At 41.8% G+C, this 22,399-nt stretch carries 33 protein-coding genes and 3 pseudogenes; 15 read left to right on the top strand and 21 right to left on the bottom strand.

Going from position 1 to position 22,399, the window contains the following annotated elements:
- Positions 1–45: 45 nt before the first annotated feature.
- Positions 46–249 carry a hypothetical protein gene (locus tag OOK74_RS12195; RefSeq protein WP_278183475.1) on the bottom strand — a complete coding sequence of 68 codons (204 nt, stop codon included), beginning with the start codon at positions 247–249 and terminating at the stop codon, positions 46–48.
- Between the two features lie 85 nt (positions 250–334).
- Positions 335–541 (bottom strand): annotated as a pseudogene (locus OOK74_RS12200) (IS3 family transposase); the annotation flags it as partial.
- A 375-nt stretch (positions 542–916) separates the two neighbouring features.
- On the opposite strand from OOK74_RS12200, the gene OOK74_RS12205 reads away from it, so the two are divergent.
- Positions 917–1,252, top strand: a complete 336-nt coding sequence (locus OOK74_RS12205; protein WP_278183476.1) for a helix-turn-helix domain-containing protein — start codon at positions 917–919, stop codon at positions 1,250–1,252.
- 85 nt (positions 1,253–1,337) lie between these two features.
- Here the strand turns inward: OOK74_RS12205 and OOK74_RS12210 are convergent.
- A protein-coding gene (locus OOK74_RS12210) for an IS3 family transposase (protein ID WP_274723735.1) occupies positions 1,338–2,515 on the bottom strand; the annotation gives its coding sequence in 2 pieces (ribosomal slippage) (positions 1,338–2,257 and positions 2,257–2,515; 1,179 coding nt in all).
- Between the two features lie 71 nt (positions 2,516–2,586).
- Here OOK74_RS12210 and OOK74_RS12215 point away from each other — a divergent pair.
- From OOK74_RS12215 to OOK74_RS12225, 3 genes and pseudogenes are all read left to right on the top strand, one after another.
- A pseudogene (locus OOK74_RS12215) lies at positions 2,587–3,912 on the top strand (HipA domain-containing protein); the annotation flags it as partial.
- Between the two features lie 337 nt (positions 3,913–4,249).
- Positions 4,250–4,813, top strand: a complete 564-nt coding sequence (locus tag OOK74_RS12220) for a phospholipase D-like domain-containing protein (RefSeq protein ID WP_278183477.1) — start codon at positions 4,250–4,252, stop codon at positions 4,811–4,813.
- 67 nt (positions 4,814–4,880) lie between these two features.
- A protein-coding gene (locus tag OOK74_RS12225) for an IS3 family transposase (RefSeq protein ID WP_274723735.1) occupies positions 4,881–6,058 on the top strand; the annotation gives its coding sequence in 2 pieces (ribosomal slippage) (positions 4,881–5,139 and positions 5,139–6,058; 1,179 coding nt in all).
- Here the strand turns inward: OOK74_RS12225 and OOK74_RS12230 are convergent.
- From OOK74_RS12230 to OOK74_RS12250, 4 genes are all read right to left on the bottom strand, one after another.
- A complete protein-coding gene (locus OOK74_RS12230; protein ID WP_278183478.1) occupies positions 6,051–6,554 on the bottom strand; it encodes an Arm DNA-binding domain-containing protein in 504 nt (167 codons plus the stop codon). The genes OOK74_RS12225 and OOK74_RS12230 overlap by 8 nt on opposite strands.
- 149 nt (positions 6,555–6,703) lie before the next feature.
- Complete coding sequence (locus OOK74_RS12235) at positions 6,704–7,450, bottom strand: IS3 family transposase (protein ID WP_278183479.1); 747 nt, start codon at positions 7,448–7,450, stop codon at positions 6,704–6,706.
- Positions 7,447–7,755 carry a transposase gene (locus OOK74_RS12240; protein WP_274722970.1) on the bottom strand — a complete coding sequence of 103 codons (309 nt, stop codon included), beginning with the start codon at positions 7,753–7,755 and terminating at the stop codon, positions 7,447–7,449. Before OOK74_RS12240 ends, OOK74_RS12235 begins: the two co-directional genes overlap by 4 nt.
- 197 nt (positions 7,756–7,952) lie before the next feature.
- Entirely contained in the window at positions 7,953–8,318 is a 366-nt protein-coding gene (locus OOK74_RS12250; RefSeq protein WP_217520006.1) for a hypothetical protein, read from the bottom strand.
- 279 nt (positions 8,319–8,597) lie between these two features.
- Here OOK74_RS12250 and OOK74_RS12255 point away from each other — a divergent pair, with 279 nt between their 5' ends.
- Entirely contained in the window at positions 8,598–8,846 is a 249-nt protein-coding gene (locus tag OOK74_RS12255) for a type II toxin-antitoxin system Phd/YefM family antitoxin (RefSeq protein ID WP_278183480.1), read from the top strand.
- Positions 8,836–9,126 (top strand): type II toxin-antitoxin system RelE family toxin, encoded by a 291-nt coding sequence (locus tag OOK74_RS12260; protein WP_274723680.1) that lies wholly within the window; start codon positions 8,836–8,838, stop codon positions 9,124–9,126. The genes OOK74_RS12255 and OOK74_RS12260 overlap by 11 nt, the downstream gene beginning before the upstream one ends.
- Positions 9,127–9,309: 183 nt before the next feature.
- On the opposite strand, the gene OOK74_RS12270 is transcribed toward OOK74_RS12260, so the two are convergent.
- Both OOK74_RS12270 and OOK74_RS12280 read right to left on the bottom strand, forming a co-directional pair.
- Complete coding sequence (locus OOK74_RS12270) at positions 9,310–9,462, bottom strand: DUF645 family protein (RefSeq protein WP_278183481.1); 153 nt, start codon at positions 9,460–9,462, stop codon at positions 9,310–9,312.
- A 335-nt stretch (positions 9,463–9,797) separates the two neighbouring features.
- Positions 9,798–10,145 (bottom strand): DUF3024 domain-containing protein, encoded by a 348-nt coding sequence (locus tag OOK74_RS12280; protein WP_000885699.1) that lies wholly within the window; start codon positions 10,143–10,145, stop codon positions 9,798–9,800.
- 291 nt (positions 10,146–10,436) lie between these two features.
- On the opposite strand from OOK74_RS12280, the gene OOK74_RS12285 reads away from it, so the two are divergent.
- From OOK74_RS12285 to OOK74_RS12300, 4 genes are all read left to right on the top strand, one after another.
- Positions 10,437–10,709: a type II toxin-antitoxin system TacA family antitoxin gene (locus tag OOK74_RS12285; protein ID WP_274723737.1), complete on the top strand. Its 273-nt coding sequence runs from the start codon at positions 10,437–10,439 to the stop codon at positions 10,707–10,709.
- The gene (locus OOK74_RS12290; RefSeq protein WP_278183482.1) at positions 10,706–11,203 is read left to right on the top strand and encodes a GNAT family N-acetyltransferase; all 498 of its coding nucleotides are present in this window, start codon (positions 10,706–10,708) and stop codon (positions 11,201–11,203) included. The genes OOK74_RS12285 and OOK74_RS12290 overlap by 4 nt, the downstream gene beginning before the upstream one ends.
- Before the next feature lie 211 nt (positions 11,204–11,414).
- On the top strand, positions 11,415–11,636 hold the full coding sequence (locus OOK74_RS12295) for a TA system antitoxin ParD family protein (RefSeq protein WP_274723744.1): 222 nt from the start codon (positions 11,415–11,417) through the stop codon (positions 11,634–11,636).
- A complete protein-coding gene (locus OOK74_RS12300; RefSeq protein WP_166015494.1) occupies positions 11,629–11,919 on the top strand; it encodes a type II toxin-antitoxin system RelE/ParE family toxin in 291 nt (96 codons plus the stop codon). Before OOK74_RS12295 ends, OOK74_RS12300 begins: the two co-directional genes overlap by 8 nt.
- A gap of 142 nt (positions 11,920–12,061) precedes the next feature.
- Here the strand turns inward: OOK74_RS12300 and OOK74_RS12310 are convergent, their stop codons facing one another.
- Positions 12,062–12,475 carry a VOC family protein gene (locus OOK74_RS12310; RefSeq protein ID WP_278183483.1) on the bottom strand — a complete coding sequence of 138 codons (414 nt, stop codon included), beginning with the start codon at positions 12,473–12,475 and terminating at the stop codon, positions 12,062–12,064.
- Positions 12,476–12,740: 265 nt separating this feature from the next.
- Here OOK74_RS12310 and parS point away from each other — a divergent pair, with 265 nt between their 5' ends.
- Positions 12,741–13,193: a type II RES/Xre toxin-antitoxin system antitoxin gene (parS, locus tag OOK74_RS12320; RefSeq protein WP_278183484.1), complete on the top strand. Its 453-nt coding sequence runs from the start codon at positions 12,741–12,743 to the stop codon at positions 13,191–13,193.
- A complete protein-coding gene (locus tag OOK74_RS12325) occupies positions 13,193–13,663 on the top strand; it encodes an RES family NAD+ phosphorylase (protein ID WP_278183485.1) in 471 nt (156 codons plus the stop codon). The genes parS and OOK74_RS12325 overlap by 1 nt, the downstream gene beginning before the upstream one ends.
- 187 nt (positions 13,664–13,850) lie before the next feature.
- On the opposite strand, the pseudogene OOK74_RS15040 reads toward OOK74_RS12325, so the two are convergent.
- Positions 13,851–14,031 (bottom strand): annotated as a pseudogene (locus tag OOK74_RS15040) (DUF645 family protein).
- Between the two features lie 348 nt (positions 14,032–14,379).
- Here OOK74_RS15040 and OOK74_RS12335 point away from each other — a divergent pair.
- Complete coding sequence (locus OOK74_RS12335; protein ID WP_278183486.1) at positions 14,380–14,664, top strand: type II toxin-antitoxin system TacA family antitoxin; 285 nt, start codon at positions 14,380–14,382, stop codon at positions 14,662–14,664.
- Complete coding sequence (locus tag OOK74_RS12340) at positions 14,661–14,939, top strand: type II toxin-antitoxin system RelE/ParE family toxin (protein WP_278183487.1); 279 nt, start codon at positions 14,661–14,663, stop codon at positions 14,937–14,939. Before OOK74_RS12335 ends, OOK74_RS12340 begins: the two co-directional genes overlap by 4 nt.
- A 195-nt stretch (positions 14,940–15,134) precedes the next feature.
- On the opposite strand, the gene OOK74_RS12350 is transcribed toward OOK74_RS12340, so the two are convergent.
- From OOK74_RS12350 to OOK74_RS12410, 10 genes are all read right to left on the bottom strand, one after another.
- Entirely contained in the window at positions 15,135–15,272 is a 138-nt protein-coding gene (locus OOK74_RS12350; RefSeq protein WP_278183579.1) for a DUF645 family protein, read from the bottom strand.
- 340 nt (positions 15,273–15,612) lie between these two features.
- Positions 15,613–15,858: a type II toxin-antitoxin system BrnA family antitoxin gene (gene brnA / locus OOK74_RS12355; RefSeq protein WP_274722969.1), complete on the bottom strand. Its 246-nt coding sequence runs from the start codon at positions 15,856–15,858 to the stop codon at positions 15,613–15,615.
- Complete coding sequence (locus tag OOK74_RS12360) at positions 15,845–16,111, bottom strand: BrnT family toxin (protein ID WP_277208558.1); 267 nt, start codon at positions 16,109–16,111, stop codon at positions 15,845–15,847. The genes brnA and OOK74_RS12360 overlap by 14 nt, the downstream gene beginning before the upstream one ends.
- Positions 16,112–16,675: 564 nt before the next feature.
- Complete coding sequence (locus tag OOK74_RS12370; RefSeq protein ID WP_278183488.1) at positions 16,676–17,389, bottom strand: hypothetical protein; 714 nt, start codon at positions 17,387–17,389, stop codon at positions 16,676–16,678.
- Positions 17,390–17,591: 202 nt separating this feature from the next.
- Positions 17,592–17,780, bottom strand: coding sequence for a DUF645 family protein (locus tag OOK74_RS12375; protein WP_430741987.1), 189 nt, complete (start codon positions 17,778–17,780; stop codon positions 17,592–17,594).
- A gap of 288 nt (positions 17,781–18,068) precedes the next feature.
- Complete coding sequence (locus OOK74_RS12380) at positions 18,069–18,446, bottom strand: DUF6979 family protein (RefSeq protein WP_278183489.1); 378 nt, start codon at positions 18,444–18,446, stop codon at positions 18,069–18,071.
- Between the two features lie 190 nt (positions 18,447–18,636).
- Positions 18,637–18,789: a DUF645 family protein gene (locus OOK74_RS12390; RefSeq protein ID WP_278183491.1), complete on the bottom strand. Its 153-nt coding sequence runs from the start codon at positions 18,787–18,789 to the stop codon at positions 18,637–18,639.
- Positions 18,790–19,105: 316 nt separating this feature from the next.
- Positions 19,106–19,492: a VOC family protein gene (locus tag OOK74_RS12395; RefSeq protein ID WP_278183493.1), complete on the bottom strand. Its 387-nt coding sequence runs from the start codon at positions 19,490–19,492 to the stop codon at positions 19,106–19,108.
- Between the two features lie 543 nt (positions 19,493–20,035).
- The gene (locus OOK74_RS12405; protein WP_278183494.1) at positions 20,036–20,551 is read right to left on the bottom strand and encodes a ClbS/DfsB family four-helix bundle protein; all 516 of its coding nucleotides are present in this window, start codon (positions 20,549–20,551) and stop codon (positions 20,036–20,038) included.
- A 105-nt stretch (positions 20,552–20,656) separates the two neighbouring features.
- Positions 20,657–21,037: a toxin-antitoxin system TumE family protein gene (locus tag OOK74_RS12410; RefSeq protein WP_278183495.1), complete on the bottom strand. Its 381-nt coding sequence runs from the start codon at positions 21,035–21,037 to the stop codon at positions 20,657–20,659.
- Between the two features lie 133 nt (positions 21,038–21,170).
- Here OOK74_RS12410 and OOK74_RS12415 point away from each other — a divergent pair.
- Positions 21,171–22,348 (top strand): IS3 family transposase gene (locus OOK74_RS12415; protein WP_274723735.1). Its coding sequence is split into 2 segments (ribosomal slippage): positions 21,171–21,429 and positions 21,429–22,348, totalling 1,179 coding nucleotides; the frame shifts between segments, so codons are not numbered across the junction.
- Positions 22,349–22,399 lie beyond the last annotated feature (51 nt).

Genomic DNA, 22,399 nt, shown 5'->3' on the forward strand with positions numbered 1-22,399 from the left:
TATCCTTAAGTGACGTAAAGATAGATTTATAGCCTTCTATACCAATCATTTTTCCATTGTTCTCAAGTGGAAGGATTTGAACATACTTACAGCTAACTCAGGAGCACTTGTACCAAAGGCAACTACGGTCAAACCAATCACAAGACTCGGAATTCCAATTCTAGCCGCTAATCTGGCAGCTCCCTTAACTAATCCTTCAACCCCTACAATCAACAAAATCAGGCCAAACACTAAAAGAAGATAATCCATTTTCACCTCATAAATTTGGAGCTAAATTAAAAAGTGGTGTGCCCCACAAAAATGGTGTGCCCCACAAAAAGTAGACAGTACATAACTACATACTTTCGTACTCAACCGGGCTGACATACCCCAACGCTGAGTGTCTTCTTTTGCGATTGTAAAATACCTCGATGTATTCGAAGATGCCCATTCGGGCTTCTTCGACAGTTTGGTAGTCTTCTGCGTATATCAGTTCGACTTTCAGGCGACTGTAGAACGACTCCATCACCGCATTGTCCCAACAGTTGCCCTGTCGACTCATAATCGCTTGGTCCCCAGTTCAAGCCTGGGAGGGGCCACCAAATTCCATAAGGTTAGTAAGCGTAGTGCTTACTAACCTTTTTTTGTACCTGACGATTTTGGGTCAGGTAATGGGTCAGGTAAGCCCCGATCACGCACTCTTCTCTGTCTTCTCCCAATACTAATCCGAATACTACGCTGTTGCCAAATGTGTCCTTCTGGCTGATAAATATCTCTCATAGAGAACAAAGAGAGGTATTAAACTCGTAAACCAACCATAAGTAACTTAAATTACACTTATAGATAATTTCTTATACAGTCACGACAAAAGTGAGTTATAGTGAATTTATATATTAAGACGAACCCAATAGTGACAAAAGTACATTAAAAGGCACTTATGAAAAAAGGTAAGATGGTAAAGGCACAACCTATGCCAGATTTGAATACCGAGTTCAGTATGGAAACGCTGGGTAGCGCCATTCGCTCAAAGCGCACCGATAGAGGCTGGCGTATTGATGATCTCGCTTTAAAAGCCAACTTATCTCGTAGAACAGTAATGAAGGTAGAAAAAGGCGATACCAGTGTCACCTTTGCCAATGTACTCGTCCTCATGGATATCTTAGGGCTATCGTTACGCCTTATCGACTTAAACCTATTTGTTCGTCCACATAGCCCAATAACCTCCCAAGCTGAAAACAGCGTGAGAAGCAGTGAGGACGGTTGGTATGAGTAAGTTACAACAGTTAGACGTGTTTATCGGTACGAATACCAAAATTGGTCGTTTGATTCTTCCTGTCGGAACAGAAACAGTGTAGTGGTCAACTAAAATTGGCCACGGTTTTAGAGTTTTCCCAATACAATCGTTCTGACTCATTGGGTGTCAAGCCACCGTTATACTGATGCGGCCTGAGCTGGCTATAATATCCAATAATGTAGCGGATGATCTCTTGTTGAGCCTCTGCAAAGCTACGATAACCTACTGTTGGAACCCATTCCGTTTTCAAGCTTCTAAAGAAGCGCTCCATCGGCGCATTATCCCAGCAATTTCCTCGGCGAGATAAACTTTGTTTTATTTGAAAACGCCACAGTAATTGACGGTATTGACGACTCGTATAGTGACTGCCTTGATCACTGTGGAACATGACGCCTTTAGGCTTTCCACGAGACTCATAAGCCATCGAAAGCGCTTTGCCTGTTAATCGTGTATCAGGTGATACTGACATTGCCCAACCAATCACTTTTCGAGCAAAAAGGTCGATGACTACTGCTAAATACATCCAACGATTTCCCGTCCAAATATAGGTCACGTCACCCACCCAGACTTCATTTGGTGCCGTGACAGCAAACTGACGATCTAAGTGATTCGGGATTTCAATATGCTCTTGTGAGGCTTTACGGTAACGATGTTTTGGGACTTGGCAACTCACTAATCCCAGCGTTTTCATCAGCTTTGCTGCTCGGTAACGACTCAGACTCACGCCTTGGTTTGTTACAATATCAGCAATGGTTCTTGCTCCTGCAGAACCATTGCTTGCCGTATAAGCTTCGCTAATCAAACTACGAAGTTTTACGGTTTCCGCCTTTATTTCTGTTGGCCGTTTCAGCCAATAGTTATAACTGCTTCGATGAACATTGAAGACTTCGCATAATGTTTTTATGCTGTGGCTCTGCTTGAGTTTCTTGATCATCAAGAATTGTTCAGTGAGTCCGACATCAAGAGAGCCGTGGCTTTTTTTAATATTTCATTATGCTCTTCAAGACGAGCGAGCTTCTTTTTTAATTCACGAATTTCAATTTGCTCAGGCGTCATTGGTGACGCTTTGGGTGCTTTGCCTTGGCGCTCTTGTTTTAATTGGCGAACCCACTTATCCATCGTAGATTTACCTACATTCATGGCTTGAGCCGCTTCAGTCACTGAGTAGTTTTGATCAAGCACTAATTGTGCCGCTTCCAGTTTGAATTCGGCACTAAATAGCCGTCTTGTACGTTTTGTCATAATGTCACCTATTAACTTATGAGATGATAATATCACCTCTAATTAAGTGACCAAATTCACCGTACCACTACACAGAGTTCTCATTCATCTATGAAGATGAATGGAAACACACTGGTTTCCCAATTTCGCCACACATCCCTTTCGATGGTCAGGCTTCGCCACGTAGTATCGAGAACTATCTCAGAAATCTCCTTCCTGAAGGAGAAGCCTTTGAGGAGATGATACAAAACACCACTATCTCCAAAAGCAACACGTTCGGGCTGATTCGTAAGCTTGGTGCGGAAACATCTGGCGCATTGTCTTTTCGAGTTCCAGACTCAGAACCTGGGGAAACCAGCTTTAGACCTGTACCTGATGATGAACTAATAGAACGACTAGAGCGAAATCTAGCGCCATTAGTGTATTGGGACGGTAAGGTTCGCCTTTCGGTTGCTGGTGTTCAAAACAAGTTAAACTTACTTAAGTGCGGTGATGAATGGGGGTTTGGTGAAGGCAAATTAAGTTCGAACTACATTCTGAAGTTTGAAAGCGGTAAAGCACCATGTATTGCTGTTAATGAGTTCTTTTGTATGACATTAGCCAAGCTAGCAGGTTTGGACGTCGCTAATGTTGAGTTAACTCGCATTGGGAAGACTAGGACACTGCTCATAGAGCGGTTCGATCGTGCCTATATCGAGGCTCGTGATGTCGTTCAACGAAGACATGTGATTGATGGCTGTCAGGCAACTGACTTACCTCCAGGTTACAAATACGAGCGTCAGAATGGGGATGAAGGTGATGGCGTATATATGCGTGATGGCGTTTCTTTCCCACGCCTACTGTGCGTCAAAACCATAGACACGGTCATCACTAACCTAAAGCTCACCCAATGGATGCTCTTTAATCTAGCAACGCTAAACTACGATGCCCATGGTAAAAATATTAGCTTCTTCGTCATCCCTAAAGGCCTGGAACTGACCCCTTTTTATGATTTAGTAAACATAGAAGCAATCGCTCAAGAGGGAACAAAACGCAACTCACGAAGCGGTAAGTTGTCTGCTGATGAGGGGCGTGCCGCCAGTATCCCTCAATATTTTGCAATGTCGATTGGAGATTGGGAAAGTGAAGACTTTCAAAATCCGCCGAAAGGTAACTTCAAACGCCCTATCACCAGCTATGATCTCGCTGAATTCGGCGCTCTGCTGGGTTATTCAGGCACCAAAATGGCTTCCATAATGGTAGAAACCGTTGGTGCTATAAAAAACACCCTGAAGGAAGCGATTGAACTTACCGAAGCTCAAGGAATCGAGGATCGAGAACGTGAACACATAGAACTATGTGTCTCACTCATCCAAACAGAGTGTGAATACTTGCTATCGCAAGCCGACGGTGTGCCAGAAATGAGTGAGCTTCTTTAATGGCTAATGCAGGGGCTATAGTAAGCAGTTTACAAATTATTATTGAACATTTCCGAGTTGCATCTTTGCTAATTTAGCAAAGAATAAACTATCTGAAGTATGGCAAGTTTCGCTTAGATGATTGTTCAGTATTGCTGGAGTGTATCAATGAGGACAGCCCCTTGGTGTAGGTCTAATTTACAGCCAAGTGGTCACTTTGCACTCACGTCTATTTAACTCTGAATTACTGGGCCTCCAATCTGTAATGTGGGCAACATAACAACGACTTACGTTTGCTCACTCTTTACTGAGTGATGCATGTTTAATGCAGTGAGTCGTAGCTAAGGCAATGAGTAAGATGAAACTAGTAGCAAACAATTTGAACCGTGAGTATTTCAGGTCTCTACTTCCACCAACAGGAACAGAGATTGATGGTGTGGTAGCAGCTATCGCATACGGAGACGATAGAACCCAACTATTACAGCACTGTCTCAACAACAAGTATCGACTAGATATCTGGATGCGCTATGACCAAACAGTACCAGTTGCACCTAGTTTCCTTAGCAAGCTACTTGCGAATGCTAAGAACAATATATTCTGTAAATTGATTCCCGACTGTCTACACAGCAAGGTAATCTGGTGGAAAGGATACGGTGCTTATGTTGGCTCAGCTAACCTCACTGATCGAGCATGGAACGGCAACATAGAAGCTGGGGTATTCTTTAGTGAGAGCGACCTAAACGAGTCAGGTATGCTAGAGCAATTGGAAGAGTTTTTTGATGGTTTGGAACAATTGGACGTAGCCTTTGAGCTAACCCAAGAGATCATTGATGAACAGAAGTTGCTGCTCAAACAAAAGCGAGAAAAAGAGAAAGAAGAGAGAGCTAGAGCACCCAAACGTAAAGTACCACTCTGGGTGTAGTGGTACGGTGAATTTGGTCACTTAATTAGAGGTGATATTATCATCTCATAAGTTAATAGGTGACATTATGACAAAACGTACAAGACGGCTATTTAGTGCCGAATTCAAACTGGAAGCGGCACAATTAGTGCTTGATCAAAACTACTCAGTGACTGAAGCGGCTCAAGCCATGAATGTAGGTAAATCTACGATGGATAAGTGGGTTCGCCAATTAAAACAAGAGCGCCAAGGCAAAGCACCCAAAGCGTCACCAATGACGCCTGAGCAAATTGAAATTCGTGAATTAAAAAAGAAGCTCGCTCGTCTTGAAGAGCATAATGAAATATTAAAAAAAGCCACGGCTCTCTTGATGTCGGACTCACTGAACAATTCTTGATGATCAAGAAACTCAAGCAGAGCCACAGCATAAAAACATTATGCGAAGTCTTCAATGTTCATCGAAGCAGTTATAACTATTGGCTGAAACGGCCAACAGAAATAAAGGCGGAAACCGTAAAACTTCGTAGTTTGATTAGCGAAGCTTATACGGCAAGCAATGGTTCTGCAGGAGCAAGAACCATTGCTGATATTGTAACAAACCAAGGCGTGAGTCTGAGTCGTTACCGAGCAGCAAAGCTGATGAAAACGCTGGGATTAGTGAGTTGCCAAGTCCCAAAACATCGTTACCGTAAAGCCTCACAAGAGCATATTGAAATCCCGAATCACTTAGATCGTCAGTTTGCTGTCACGGCACCAAATGAAGTCTGGGTGGGTGACGTGACCTATATTTGGACGGGAAATCGTTGGATGTATTTAGCAGTAGTCATCGACCTTTTTGCTCGAAAAGTGATTGGTTGGGCAATGTCAGTATCACCTGATACACGATTAACAGGCAAAGCGCTTTCGATGGCTTATGAGTCTCGTGGAAAGCCTAAAGGCGTCATGTTCCACAGTGATCAAGGCAGTCACTATACGAGTCGTCAATACCGTCAATTACTGTGGCGTTTTCAAATAAAACAAAGTTTATCTCGCCGAGGAAATTGCTGGGATAATGCGCCGATGGAGCGCTTCTTTAGAAGCTTGAAAACGGAATGGGTTCCAACAGTAGGTTATCGTAGCTTTGCAGAGGCTCAACAAGAGATCATCCGCTACATTATTGGATATTATAGCCAGCTCAGGCCGCATCAGTATAACGGTGGCTTGACACCCAATGAGTCAGAACGATTGTATTGGGAAAACTCTAAAACCGTGGCCAATTTTAGTTGACCACTACATTAATATCATCTGTCGTTACATCACACGCTTTGGTGTTTTTGTCTATATATGGATAGAATTCTCGTACCAGCGCATTTCGCACGTCTTCATACGTTCTCTTTCCATCTATTTTCATGCGCTCCGTATAGCTATGAAATAGCTCATCAATGGTTCCTAAGCTTTTACTCTCTGCATCAATTTTTTTCTGCTCGCTCTCTTGTTGTTCAAGGTGCAATTTAGGATCTTTTCCGCCGAGCAACAGTTGTGAGAAGACCTGGGCTTTCTCGCGAGCTTCTGTAAGAGTCATACTGCCAACACGTGTACTGAATAAACCGATTGAGATAAATTTTTCTTTCTGTTGCTGGTAATAGCGAAACACGAACTGCTTTTTCCCACTAGTGAAAATTTTTACTCCCAAACGCCCTGTACCTCGTTGACCTGATTGATCCCAGAGATAATAGGAATTTTTACTACTGGTCGCGGATTGAATTTTAGTAACAGTTAACATTCTGATTTTCTCTTGTCTTTTTTGGCGAAGTTAACTTTCTAGGCCAATATACATAACCTAAAAGCAGCCAAAAATGATATTGACAGATTTCCTGCCTAAGCAAAGCTAGGTCAGGTAATGGGTCAGACAAGAGAAAAGTGACATGAAAATCAATGCAAACTAACGCAACAAAGACAAACAGATAAACATTTGAATTTAATAGAAATTACCAAGCATTGCATACTCGTAAAAATGAACCTGGTAGGACTCATGCTCGGTACACCTCCATGCTTGCGCATGAAGTCTTGATATTTATAGGCTCTGTATTGTACACCACGATCCGAGTGAATAATGATGCCCTTAGGCGGCTTACGTGACTCAAACGCCATTTTTAGAGCATTGATGATGAGCTCGACGGTCATCGTTGTCCCTAACGACCAACCCACAATACGCCTTGAATGCAAGTCCATCACTGTCGCTAAGAAGAGCCAACGGCTCTTCACCCAGATATACGTGATGTCTGTGACCCATTTCTGATTTGGAATCTCAGACTCAAAGTCTCTACGCAGTAAATTGTCGGCAACATTCGTCATCGCGGCCACATCCTTGCTGTATTTAAACCCCTTGCCATTACGTGCCCTGATACCTTTTTCCTTCATGATATCAGCCACATAATTCACGCAGCAGGCATAGCCTGCTTCGTTTAGCTCTTCTGCTATTCGCACTGAACCGTAACGTGCCCGATATTGGGCAAAGGTACACATGACTAGCTGCTCAAAGCGCTCTCGCCGCTTTGAACGCTCACTCGGCGTATGATGACACCACTTGTAGTAACCGCCTCGACTCACTTCTAAAACGCGACACATTAAGCTAATCGAGTACTCACCGGTATAGCTTTCAATGAACTCGTACTTCACTCTTGCTGCTTCGCGAAGTACGCCGAGACCTTCTTTAGGAATTCCATTTCAGCTTTGAGCTGCTTGTTCTCGCGCCTTAGCGCTCGAAGCTCTTCCGACTCTTTCTTCGAATAATCGACACCGTCTAAGGTATTAAACTGTTTATCAGATAGCCGTGTGAACTGGCGCTTCCAGTTCCGGATTTGCTGGGCGCTGATGCCCAGCTCCTTGGCAACAGAGACCGCTGTTCGGCCAGGAAGACTGGCCAGACGGACGGCTTCCTTGCGGAACTCTTCGGTGTACGCTGGATTACGATGTTTAGCCATAAATCACCTCTCAATTAGACCCTAGATCTAACTTAGTAAAGTGTCTACTAAACGTGGGGTACTCGGACACATAACGCCGCATTAAGGGGCAGCCAACGCTAATAACAACTCACCGCATAACAGCGTAATCACAAAAACTAACGCATAATAAAAATGCCACGCGTTGGCTGTTCCTCTTAAATGCTTTGTTAGATGCGCTAGTCAAGCTCGGTTTCGTTATCTATTGACACTTCCTCACCTGTTAGCTCCCCACCACGAGAAATTTTGACGTTAAATCTTTTGAAAGAAGAAAAGAAGTTTTCAAATGACATATTCACTCTTATCTTTCTAATTGATTCCTCGTTTTCGTCCTCTAGCAATACGCTAACCCATACAGGCTCATCATCATTGCCTACAGCTGTGTCACTGACAAACATTTCAACACCAACAAGATATTCAGAATCCTTTGCATGCCCCTCATCTCTCAACCATGATATTAGGCTTTCATCATCTGAGTCATCAGCGGCAGCCGTACCTATATGGTCATCATATTGAACTGTTGCGGTAAATGTTTCTTTATACATTTTTATCTCTTTACTTCATATTCTTAGGTCTAACAACAAAATACATCAGACACCAATACTCAACAAGATGCATTGCTCACAATTTTGTAATCATCGAGCATCTAACGCCCGCCTAAGGGGCTGGTAACGCACAACCAAACTTAACGCATACTAAATTAATCACAAAGCCCAAAGTATTACAAAAACGCCGAGCGTTAACAGTCCCTCTTGAGGCGTTTGTTAAACTGCTGTTCCATGGCTATAATGACCTCATTAAAGACCAATTAAAGGATCTATATAATGACCACTAGAATCTTGGCTGATGTGGCTGCAAGTATTACTGAATTTAAAGCAAATCCCATGAAAGTTGCAACAAGTGCTTATGGCGCTCCAGTTGCTGTGCTTAATCGAAATGAGCCTGCTTTCTACTGCGTTCCTGCAACTACGTATGAAATCATGATGGATAAACTCGACGATCTTGAGTTACTTGCTATTACTAAAGAACGTTTAACTGAAGAAAGCGTACAGGTCAACATCGATGACTTATAAACTTGAATTCAAAAAGACCGCATTGAAGGAATGGAAAAAGTTAGCCGTACCTCTTCAGCAACAATTCAAAAGAAAACTACTCGAACGTCTTGAAAATCCACACGTTCTGTCAGCCAAGCTGTCTGGCGCAGAAAACATTTATAAAATAAAGCTACGCCAATCTGGTTATCGCTTAGTCTACCAAGTCGAAAACGACATCATCGTTGTCACCGTATTGGCCGTTGGTAAGCGAGAACGTAGCGAAGTTTACAACAAAGCGTTGCAACGATTGGATGACTGATTGCAGTTTAACGCTCGCCTAAGGGGCTGACAACGCACAAACCAACTTAACGCATAGCAAAGTCACCACAAAAATCACCGCATAACGAAAATGCTACGCGTTGACAGTCCCTCTTGAGGCGCTTGTTAGTTTCGTAGCCGATTGTTTAACAATGATTTTTCACCAAAATATTTGAACCACATTTTATGGAAAATAATCGAGCAAACACACATCCAGCATCAAACGTTGTGAAATTGGCTGCCAAAATTCAAAGCGATCAAGGTTGAGTTGGCCAATAACCGAATTTCCAACAAAGAAAACGCACTCACAGCAATCTTGCAGCTTTTGTGAAACCAAATTTGCCGTGTGGACGCTTCCACAAAATGGATGCATCGAGGTTTATTGGCTTTAGCGATCTTGTGCCAACGACATTTTCAACACTTTCTACCTAGTCAGCATCAAGTAAAGCACCAAAGCCAATTCGTGAACATTGAGCATCAAAAGCCGAATAATCGGAACAATTATCACCAATATTTACGAATTATCTTGATAGAAACTAACGCCCGCCTAAGGGGCTGGCAACGCACAAACCAATTTAACGCATACCAAATTAATCACAAAAATCACCGCATAACGAAAATGCTGCGCGTTGACAGTCCCACTTGAGGCGCTTGTTATGTACGTGGTTGAGATTATCCCCAGAAACAGCCATAAGCATCGTCTTGTAATATCTCAAAGAAAACCTCTAGAAATTTCACTTCAGGGATCGGTTCGTATGCATGCCATTTTAAATCTGATTTCATCCAGTAAATTTTCCATTCGTTCCGCGATTTGTAGTATTTGACTCTCGCTACTGGATGTTCAAGTTTTTCTGATGGGTCATCCCATCTGGGACGAATTTCGAAAATTTCGATTGCCTGCCCATCTAGACGATAGCCAATATCAAGTTGATCTCGAATTTCTACTGGTGGTCGGCAATTTTCGAGATACTTTTCCACTGCCTTTTCGTAACGCTTTTGTTCAATTTCTGAGAATGCCATATCTATTACCCCAAGAATTCAAATCCGAAGTTTACGACCAGCTCCATCTGCTGACTAGGATATTTTCAGAAAAAGTACATAACGCTCGCCTAAGGGGCTGGCAACGCACCAACCAACTTAACGCATACCAAATTAATCACAAAAATCACCGCATACAAAAACTGCTACGCGTTGACAGTCCCGCTTGAGGCGCTTGTTAGTTTGCGTGCCAAAGTGACACAGGCATTGACCCGCGAACACTTTAACACCATAATACCCATGTGACAATTTGACACAATAGGAAATAAAAATATGGCAACAACCTTACCTCGCATCACCGCCAGAGTTGATGTCGACACTCAATATTTACTCACAAAAGCTGCCGCGCTCGCCGGCATGTCTAGCATTAATTCATTTGTTTTAAATGCGGCAATCGAAAAAGCAAAACAAGTGATTGAACGTGAACAAGCTCTAAAGCTTAGCCAAGCTGATGCCCTATTGTTAATGGAAGCGCTCGATAATCCAGCAACAATAAACACCAAACTCAAATTAGCATCTGAACGCTATGAGAGTAAAACTCAATGATGAATACGGTTCTTCTCGACAAAGACAAACACGACCGCAACCGTTTCAATTGTGGCATTGAAGCCTTAAATAATTACTTAAAAGTAATGTCGAGCCAGCAAGCCAAAAAAGACAATACGAGAACGTTCGTTTTGGAAGATGATAACAACAATACGCATATCATCGGCTTTTACACACTCACTATGACACCTATTGATTTAAAAGCCTTGCCTGACAAGTTACAGAAGAAACACCAATTATCAACATCAGGCGGTCTCATCGCTCGTTTAGCTGTCGATGACCGATACAAAGGTAAAGGTTTTGGCGAATGGCTGCTTATTGATGCCCTCAGAAAATTACTCGCAGCCAGTGACAGTGTAGCGTTTCCCGTGGTTATCGTTGATGCCAAAGACGGAGCCAAACACTTCTATGAACGTTATGGATTTCAAGCATTTCAAGACGCTGAGAACAAGCTCTTCATAACCATTGCAGATATCCGAGCAAATCTAGGCTAGTTAACCACTAGCCTTGAGCAAACTAACGCTCGCCTAAGGGGCTAGCAACGCACCAACCAGCTTAACGCATAGCAAATTAATCACAAAAACCTGCCGCATAACAAAAATGCCACGCGTTGACAGTCCCTCTTGAGGCGCTTGTTATGATTCACCTTGCCACTCACGTGGCGTATCACTACAATAATGAAAACTTTAAATGAAGGAATACATTATGTCTACCGCTAGCATACGCCTTGACCAAAGCCTCGTCGATAAAGCAGCTATTATGGCTAAAGCATTGAATCGCACTACACCTAAACAAATCGAACATTGGGCTAAAATTGGAGAAATGATGGAAGATAATCCTGATTTACCCTATGAATTCGTTCGACAAGCCATCATTGCTAAAGCAGAAAAAGAAGCCGGAAAACTTGAGGCATATCATTTTGGCTAATATCGTACAGGTTCTTCAAACTCCAACATTTAAGAAAACGGTTAAAAAGCTCCACCAAAACCAAAAAGTAGATCTCGACAATGCGGTAAAAGCTCTTATTGATAACCCTTTTTTAGGTGAGCAGAAAAAAGGTGATTTGTCCTTTCTTCGTGTTTATAAATTCAAAATGGTTAAGCAGCTCACTCTGCTTGGTTACAGTTATCAAGATGGCACAGTAACACTTGAGCTTATCGCACTTGGATCACATGAAAATTTTTACCGTGATATCAAGGTGTTTTACTAAATTTAGGTGAATAATAACGCCCGCCTAAGGGGCTGGCAACGCACAACCCAACTTAACGCATAACAAATTAATCACAAAGCCCAAAGTATTACAAAAACGCCGAGTGTTGACAGTCCCTCTTGAGGCGTTTGTTATGTGCGTGCTATTGGGGAACCTTGTTCAGTTGCAATAAATCCCATTTGTTTCCATAAAGATCTTGGAACACAGCAACCGTCCCATATTCTTCAACTCGTGGTTCTTCATTGAAGACAACACCATTGGCCTTCATTAACTCATAATCTCGCCAGAAGTCATTCGTTTGTAGAAACAGAAAAACACGACCTCCAGTCTGATTACCTATAAACTGAGCTTGCTCTTCAGTACTTGCTTGAGCAAGAAGCAGGTTCGTTCCATTCGAGTTTGGCGGCGAAACTTGAACCCAACGTTTACCACCACCCAAATCGGTATCTTCAATCAAACTGAACTGAAGTTTTTTTGTATAGAACTCAATGGCATCATCGTAATTTTCTACGACAAGTGCGATATTGCCGATTTGCTGTTGAACGACTTTAGGCATACTAACTTCTCAAGATTTCAAAAGCCGGATTCTACACTACTTCGAGATTTTCCGAGAAAGCACATAACGCCCGCCTAAGGGGCTGGCAACGCATAACCCGACTTAACGCATAGTAAAGTCACCACAAAAATCACCGCATAACGAAAATGCTGCGCGTTGACAGTCCCGCTTGAGGCGCTTGTTAGGGCTAAAATTTTTTAAAGTTGACCAAAAAGACCAAGTGAGCCAAAATACTTGGACCATATGAACCAAAAGGATCACTCTTATGGCTAATACTATACTCAAAAGCTTTAAACCTAAGCCATCTTACCAGCCGAATTTTTGGTATACACTTGGTATTGAAGACGAAGATACATCAAAGAATACCGCTATACACCAAGGCTTTAAACCCATTGTCTATCGCAATATTGTTGAGAAAGCCAAATTATCTCAGAATGAGTTTCATAACGTCACTCTTATTCCAATTAGTACAATAAAGCGTAGACTTAAAAACCAAGAACGATTTAGCACTCAAGAAAGTGATGTCATGTATCGGCTTGCCATGCTGATAAAACTTGCGACCGATCTTTTTGGTAATGAACAGCGTGCATTAGAATGGGTACGTGAAAGTGTTTATGGCCTCAACGGGAAACGTCCACTAGATATGATTGCAACGACTGTCGACTTTGAAACAATTAAAGATCTCATCGGTCGTGTTGAGCATGGAGTCTTCTCTTAATGAAGATGTACAGACTCACACAGAAAAAATTTGCCGATACTCCGTTTAATCCACTAGGAGCAAAGCTATTTGGTGGACGCTGGAATTCAAAAGGAACTGAAGCTCTTTATTTTGCCGAATCAGAATCGTTGTGTGTTCTGGAAGTATTTGTTCACATTAACAACGATCCAGAACTTATCAATAAATATGACCTTTATCGAATTGATGTTCCTGATGAGCTGATTGTTCAACTGGACAATGAGGATCTCCCAAACAACTGGAGATCAATACCAACGAGTGAGCAAACCCAAGAGATTGGAGATCAGTTCCTCAAGGTAGAAAATCCTGAATTTGCAGTACTACAAGTGCCATCAACGATCTCCCCCAGAGATCGAAACTATGTCGTAAATCCAAATCACTCACTTATGCCTGAGATATTTAACAAAGCAGAGAAACTTGATTTCAGCTTTGATCAACGGATCTTCAAGTAGGAGATTTTAGCCCTAACGCTCGCCTAAGGGGCTGGCAACGCACAACTTAACTTAACGCATACCAAATTAACCACAAAAATCACCGCATACAAAAACTGCTACGCGTTGGCAGTCCCGCTTGAGGCGCTTGTTAGTTTCGTAGCCCATTGTTTAACAATGATTTTCATCAAAATATTTGAACAACATTTTATGCAAAATCATCGAGAAAACACACGTCCAACATCAAATGCTGTGAGGTTGGCTGCCAAAATTCAAAGCGATCAAGGTTGAGTTAGCCAATAACCGAATTTCCAACAAAGAAAACGCACTCACAGCAATGTTGACGCTTTTGTGAAACCAAACTTGCCGTGTGGACGCTTCCACAAAATGGATGCATCAAGGTTTGCTGACTTTAGCGATCTTGTGCCAGTGACATTTTCAACGCTTTCTACCTAATCAGCATCAAGTAAAATACCAAAGCCAATTCGTAAACTTTGAGCGCAAAAAGCCGAATTATCGAAACCATTAACGCAAATTTTATGAATTTTCTTGATAGAAACTAACGCTCGCCTAAGGGGCTGGCAACGCACAAACTAACTTAACGCATAATAAATTGACCACAAAAATCACCGCATAACAAAAATGCCGCGCGTTGACAGTCCCGCTTGAGGCGTTTGTTAGTTGCCCTTACCCCAACCATAGTGCTAACATTCGTACGCACAACAAAGGAGCTCACCATGGATACTAGAATTCAATTTCGTGTGAACGAAGAAACAAAACGTTTAGCTCAACAAATGGCTGAAAGCCAAGGTCGTACCCTTAGTGATGCTTGCCGTGAGCTCACTAAACAGTTGGCAGAACAACAACGCAAGGCATTATCTCACGATGCATGGCTAACTGAACAAGTAAATCAAGCATTTGAGACGTTTGACTCAGGAAAATCGGTATTCGTTGAACATGACATCACCAAAGCACGAATGGCTGAACGTAAAGCTAAAATCCGAAGTCGAGGCCGCGCATGATTTTCTGGGAAGAAACCTCTCTCAATGATCGTGAGAAAATTTTCGAATTTCTTTACGACTTTAACCCAGCAGCCGCTGAAAAAACGGATGAGCTCATAGAAACCAAAGTCGAAAATTTGCTTGAGCAACCACTAATGGGTGTTCAGCGTGACGGTATTCGAGGCAGATTGCTTATTATCCCTGAGATATCAATGATTGTTTCGTATTGGGTTGATGGTTCAAACATTCGGATAATGCGTGTACTACATCAGAAACAAAAATTTCCAAACGATTGATTTGTTGCCGATTGGCAACTAACGCTCGCCTAAGGGGCTGGCAACGCACAACCCAACTCACCGCATAGCAAATTCATCACAAAAATCACCGCATACAAAAAATGCCACGCGTTGACAGTCCCACTTGAGGCTCTTGTTAGTTTCGTAGCCGATTGTTTAACAATGATTTTTTCACCAAAATATTTGAACCACATTTTATGCAAAATCATCGAGCAAACACACGTCCAGCATCAAACGCTGTGAAGTTGGTTGCCAAAACTCAAAACGTTCAAGGTTGAGTTGGCCAATAATCGGCTTTCCAACAAAGAAAACGCACTCACAGCGATGTTGCAGCTTTTATGGAATCAAACTTGCCGTGTGGACGCTTCCACAAAATGGATGCATCGAGGTTTGCTTACTTTAGCGATCTTGTGCCAACGACATTTTCAACGCTTTCTACCTAATCAGCATCAAGCAAAACACCAAAGCCAACTCGTAAATTTTGAGCACCAAAATCCAATTTTTCGAAACATTTAGCACTAATATTTATAATTTTTCTTGATAGAAACTAACGCCGCATTAAGGGGCGAACAACGCACAAAAATACTTAATGCATAACTCCTTAATCACAAAAAGAAACGCATGACAAAAATGCCACGCGTTGTGAGTCCCTCTTAAATGCTTTGTTAGCCGTTTATCTCACACTTGCATGATGAGAAACACTTTCTAGCCTTTCTGCTAGCCAAATTTTAATGATTGATTGGCGTGTTACACCTACACGATTGGCTTCTCGGTCTAAAGACTCAAGCATCCACGCTGGAAAATCGACATTGACTCGTTTTTGCTTATGCATTGGCCTTTTTACTTGCGACAAATCCAAATCCATTAAGATGTCATCGTCGTCACTTTCAAACTTAGCATCAAATTCATGCGCTTTCATAAAGGTCTATCTCCGCTTTCCGTGAACGCCGAACTGAGATGAGCCTGATATTCATGCCTCGGTAGGTAATGACACCTGACCAATGCTTACCGTTTAGTAAGCCGACAACCAAATATCTTGGTTCATCACTCGTATTAGCAGGGATCTCGATAAGATCTGAATCATTCCACAATCCTTGAGCGGTATGAAAATCGATACCATGTTTTTCGAGATTACTTCTGCTTTTGTTTTCATCAAATTCAAATTTAATCATGAGTAAAAATTACACCCTTTTTACTCGTTAGGCAAATTTTGTTGATTGATGACGGCTAACGCCCGCCTAAGGGGCTGGTAACGCACAATCCAACTTAACGCATACCAAATTAAACACAAAGCTCAAAGCATTACAAAAATGCTGCGCGTTAACAGTCCCTCTTGAGGCGTTTGTTAACTGGCCAGAGCTGAGGATTTCCACCGAACATTTCACCTATGCAAATCATCACTTTACGCTTCGTTTGAAGTTTTCGGATCTCGCACCAATTTTCTGAGTGTGAAAAATCCGCAAGCTTCACGCGTTGCTATCGTTGGCTGATCCCAAGCTCCGCACAAATCTTTGAGATTGTTTTTTGCTCGCTCAAAATGCCTGCATTGACCACAACGAAACATTCATAAATTCCTTTTCTCAAATGTTAATGGATTTTCCGCTTTGCCAGTTAACGCCGCGTTAAGGGGCGCAGGCACGCACTACAAAAGTGACCGCATCACACCTTAACCACTAAACTTACCGCAAACTGAAAATGCCACGCGTGCCAAGTCCCTCTTGAACGCTTTGTTATATTTATGATGGCAAAGATTGTTTTATCATATGAACTATAAGATCTCGCCCCTCCGGAGTTTTAAAGAATTTGGTCGCTATTTCTACCAACCTATTTTTAGCAACTTTCGCCCAGATACCTTTCGGAATTTTTTGTGAAGAGAATTTTAGCCCATCGATTTCTGTTTTAATTTTAGACATTTCATCTGATGCAAATTGAACTTTTTCATTCAATTCTTCTAAACGTTGATACAAACGGTCAAGTTTATCAGCAACATCTTCTTGCTCTTGACGACTTGCCACTTGTTCAGCATTTTCAATATTTTCAATTGCAAATACCTGCTCTAGGTCATCTCTGATCTTCTCAAACAGTTCTTCATCATTTTCCGTTACTACCAAATCATTTGATATATATGTACTCCAGTCCTGTATTGTTCCTGATAAATCAGAAAAAGAAATTTTAATCTTATCGGTAGCTTTGTATTTTCCGGGGCTATAAATTGCATAAAGAACAGTTCTCGTGGACGTACGCGTAATATTATTAGCCCAAAGTATACGAGAAGCTTCAGTGAATTCGTCAGTTTCCTCAACTTCTACTAGTTTAAAATCATAATCAGCATACTTAAAAAGTATATGCACAAGAGATGAACTAGATTCTTTTATATCAAAATCCGAGGATGTAAAATAATTTGTATTCAATAATTTCTTTATCTCTTCAAAAAAACTCTTATTTAACATTATGTCTCCAGAATTAAAAAATAAATATAACGCTCACCTAAGGGGCTGGCAACGCACAACCCAAATTAACGCATACCAAATTAATCACAAAACCGGCCGCATAACAAAAATGCCGCGCGTTGATAGTCCCGCTTGAGGCGCTTGTTAGTTTCGTAGCCGGTTGTTTAACAATGATTTTTCACCAAAATATTTGAACCACATTTTATGAAAAATCATCGAGCAAAAACACATCCCGCATCAAACGCTGTGAAGTTGGCTGCCAAAACTCCAAACGATCAAGGTTGAGTTGGCCAATAAGCGGATTTCCAACAAAGAAAACGCACATAAAGCGATGTTGCAGTTTTTGCGAAACTAAACTTGCCGCGTGGACATTTCCACAAAATGGATGCATCAAAGTTTGTTGGCTTTAGCGATCTTATGCCAACGACATTTTCAACGCTTTCTACCTAATCAGCATCAAACAAAGCACCAAAGCCAATTTGTAAACTTTGAGCGCCAAAAGCCAAATTATCGGAACAATTTGCGCAAATTTTATGATTTTTCTCGATAGAAACTAACGCCCTGTTAAGGGGTGAGCAACGCAATACCTAAGCCGCCGCATACCACCTTAATCACTTAAACCAACGCAAAGTAAAAATGCCACGCGTTGCGAATCCCTCTTGAACAGTTTGTTATGTGCTTATTTCAGCAGCCCTCGAGACCACAACGACACAACAACATCCATTTGGCTATTATGCACCTTAGACTCAGATCCACATGACTGAACCCAGAGTGTTTTGGGGTCATTTTGCATGCCTGGATTTTCGTTTAACAACCTAACTGCCTCTAAAGCATACTGTTTATTTAAAACTGATTTTGTATAGCTTCCTTTGGGCACACCAGCGACAAAGCCACTTTCAGCTAAACCTAGAAATGCGTTTTTTGGACAACATTTTTTGATGGAAGCGGCATTATTCTTGAACTCTTTTTCTGCAGCTGTATTCCAAGCTTCAACTGGACAGACTCCAGTTTGAGCGATGTGAGTAGCTTCTATAGCAACATCACCATATCTGTTCATTTGACCTCCTGCACATAACGCCCGCCTAAGGGGCTGGCAACGCACAAACCAACTTAACGCATACCAAATTAATCACAAAACCTGCCGCATAACGAAAATGCCGCGCGTTGGCAGTCCCTCTTGAGGCGTTTGTTAGTTTCGTAGCCGATTGTTTCAAAATGATTTTTCACCAAAATACTTGAACCATATTTTATGCAGAATCATCGAGCAAACAAACGTCCAACATCAAACGCTGTGAAGTTGGCTGCCAAAACTCAAAGCGATCAAGGTTGAGTTGGCCAATGACCGGCTTTCCAACAAAGAAAGCGCACTCGCAGCGATGTTGCAGTTTTTGCGAAACCAAACTTGCCGTGTGGACGCTTCCACAACATGGATGCGTCGAGGTTTGCTTACTTTAGCGATCTTGTGCCAACGACATTTTCAACGCTTTCTACCCAATCAGTATTAAACAAAGCACCAAAGCCGATTCGTAAATTTTGAGCACCAAAATCCAATTTTCGGAACATTTAACACTAATATTTATGACTTTTCTTGATAGAAACTAACGCTCGCCTAAGGGGCTGGCAACGCACAACCCAACTTAACGCATACCAAATTAACCACAAAAATCACCGAATGCCAAAAATGCTACGCGTTGACAGTCCCTCTTGAGGCGTTTGTTATGTGTTTGAATACCTTGATACTTCTATGAGATTACCATCCGGATCTCTGAAATAGAATGATGTGATCACACCTTGCGCACCTGTACGTTTTACAGGCCCTTCCATGATAACCACACCTTGATTTTCCACATGCTTCATTGCATCAGACACATCTATGTCGGTGATAAAGCATAAATCTGCACTCCCAGATCTGACATTCTGAGCTTTAGGCTCAAATTCGTTACCAAGTTGATGAAGATTGATTTTCTGGTGGCCAAACTCTAAAGCAATCCGACCTGAGCCAAAACTAACGGCTTTCATGCCCAACACTTTTTCATAAAAGCTCACTGTTGTTGGAATATCTGCAACAGTCAAAACTAAATGATCTAGGTGACTAATTTTCATCAGAAGCTCCACTTTCTAAGAAAACACATAACGCCCGCCTAAGGGGCTGGTAACGCACCAACCAACTTAACGCATACCAAATTAATCACAAAGTTCAAAGCATTACAAAAATGCTGCGCGTTAACAGTCCCTCTTGAGGCGTTTGTTAACTGGCCAGAGCTGAGGATTTCCACCGAACATTTCACCAATGCAAATCATCACTTTACGCTTCGTTTGAAGTTTTCGGATCTCGCACCAATTTTTTGAGTGTGAAAAATCCGCAAGCTTCACGCGTTGCTATCGTTGGTTGATCCCAAGCGCCACACAAATCTTTGAGATTGTTTTTCGCTCGCTCAAAATGCCTACATTGACCACAACGAAACATTCGCAAATTCCTTTTCTCAAATGTTGATTGATTTTCCGCTTAGCCAGTTAACGCCCGCCTAAGGGGCTGGTAACGCTACAATTAAACTTAACGCATACCAAATTAATCACAAAAATCACAGCACACCAAAAATGCTGCGCGTTAACAGTCCCTCTTTAGGCGTTTGTTATGTGAATTACCTACCGAAGCCTGTTGTTTTTGTTAAAGCGCCTAACTTTTGCTCGCATATTCTTCATTGGTGATGACGTGTTGAACTGGATCATTCGACCAAATGTCCATTGTTCATACCATGTCGTTTCATACAATTCTTCATTGCTTAAACTTGCGACTAACAAGATAAGCTTGTTTATTGTTGAGTCTAACTCCTTAAGCAAGTCCTCGTATTGCCAATCACGGTACTGATCGTGAAAACTGACCGCCAACAATCCAAGCTGATTCCATTTATAACCCGTGTCAGGAAAATCGACTGGCAAACCTTGTGACTTCAAACTGTGCCATTTCAAGACCAAGTTTCCCCAACCAATAAGATAAGCGACAGTGTCACAAACGCTAATTTGTGTTCCTTTTACGTTACCTTCAATTTCACACTGACGTGCCATTGATGCAGGAACACTCCGATAATCGACCATAAGTTTCGGGAATATAGAATTTATAGCCGTGAGCAACTCATCTTTTGATTCTGGAACTGAAGACATTATTTTCTCCATTCACATAACGCCGCATTAAGGTGTGAGCAGCGCTTGGCTATACTTGAGCGAAGCGAAACTGCCAAGCGTTGCGAATCACTCTTAAATGCTTTGTTATAGCGAAGTTTGATGCATTTTCTTAGTCTTATGCAACAAAGGAAAATCGAAAATTGGAATACCATAGGTGAAACTTGGTTCAACTTTATGATTATTTTTATTTGGAAATATATGTTGGTGAGCAGGTCCAAAAGGAACATCTGGATGATCAGGTGCCGAGTCAATTCTATGAACTTGCTCTCCAGATTTATTAAAAAGCATATATGCATAGCTTTTTAAGTTGTTTAAACGCAGTAGCCAGAACCAACCATCTTTCATTACAAAACGTGATTCCCAACCATTATTCCCCTTTTTAGGAGGTGTAAAACTAGCATCCAAATTTAAGGAAATTATTGAAAAAATAGGCTCTATAAGTTCGTCTGGCACATGATCGAGCATGATAAGATCTGGAATATCTATATTTAAGAAAAATAGTGTTCCAAAAAATGAGAGAACACATTGTAGTGGTACGGTGAATTTGGTCACTTAATTAGAGGTGATATTATCATCTCATAAGTTAATAGGTGACATTATGACAAAACGTACAAGACGGCTATTTAGTGCCGAATTCAAACTGGAAGCGGCACAATTAGTGCTTGATCAAAACTACTCAGTGACTGAAGCGGCTCAAGCCATGAATGTAGGTAAATCTACGATGGATAAGTGGGTTCGCCAATTAAAACAAGAGCGCCAAGGCAAAGCACCCAAAGCGTCACCAATGACGCCTGAGCAAATTGAAATTCGTGAATTAAAAAAGAAGCTCGCTCGTCTTGAAGAGCATAATGAAATATTAAAAAAAGCCACGGCTCTCTTGATGTCGGACTCACTGAACAATTCTTGATGATCAAGAAACTCAAGCAGAGCCACAGCATAAAAACATTATGCGAAGTCTTCAATGTTCATCGAAGCAGTTATAACTATTGGCTGAAACGGCCAACAGAAATAAAGGCGGAAACCGTAAAACTTCGTAGTTTGATTAGCGAAGCTTATACGGCAAGCAATGGTTCTGCAGGAGCAAGAACCATTGCTGATATTGTAACAAACCAAGGCGTGAGTCTGAGTCGTTACCGAGCAGCAAAGCTGATGAAAACGCTGGGATTAGTGAGTTGCCAAGTCCCAAAACATCGTTACCGTAAAGCCTCACAAGAGCATATTGAAATCCCGAATCACTTAGATCGTCAGTTTGCTGTCACGGCACCAAATGAAGTCTGGGTGGGTGACGTGACCTATATTTGGACGGGAAATCGTTGGATGTATTTAGCAGTAGTCATCGACCTTTTTGCTCGAAAAGTGATTGGTTGGGCAATGTCAGTATCACCTGATACACGATTAACAGGCAAAGCGCTTTCGATGGCTTATGAGTCTCGTGGAAAGCCTAAAGGCGTCATGTTCCACAGTGATCAAGGCAGTCACTATACGAGTCGTCAATACCGTCAATTACTGTGGCGTTTTCAAATAAAACAAAGTTTATCTCGCCGAGGAAATTGCTGGGATAATGCGCCGATGGAGCGCTTCTTTAGAAGCTTGAAAACGGAATGGGTTCCAACAGTAGGTTATCGTAGCTTTGCAGAGGCTCAACAAGAGATCATCCGCTACATTATTGGATATTATAGCCAGCTCAGGCCGCATCAGTATAACGGTGGCTTGACACCCAATGAGTCAGAACGATTGTATTGGGAAAACTCTAAAACCGTGGCCAATTTTAGTTGACCACTACACATACCAAAAATGCCACGCGGCATGAATCCCTCTTGAACGCTT

It is taken from the genome of Vibrio misgurnus, from assembly GCF_029635775.1.
GTDB classification, from domain to species: domain Bacteria; phylum Pseudomonadota; class Gammaproteobacteria; order Enterobacterales; family Vibrionaceae; genus Vibrio; species Vibrio chanodichtyis.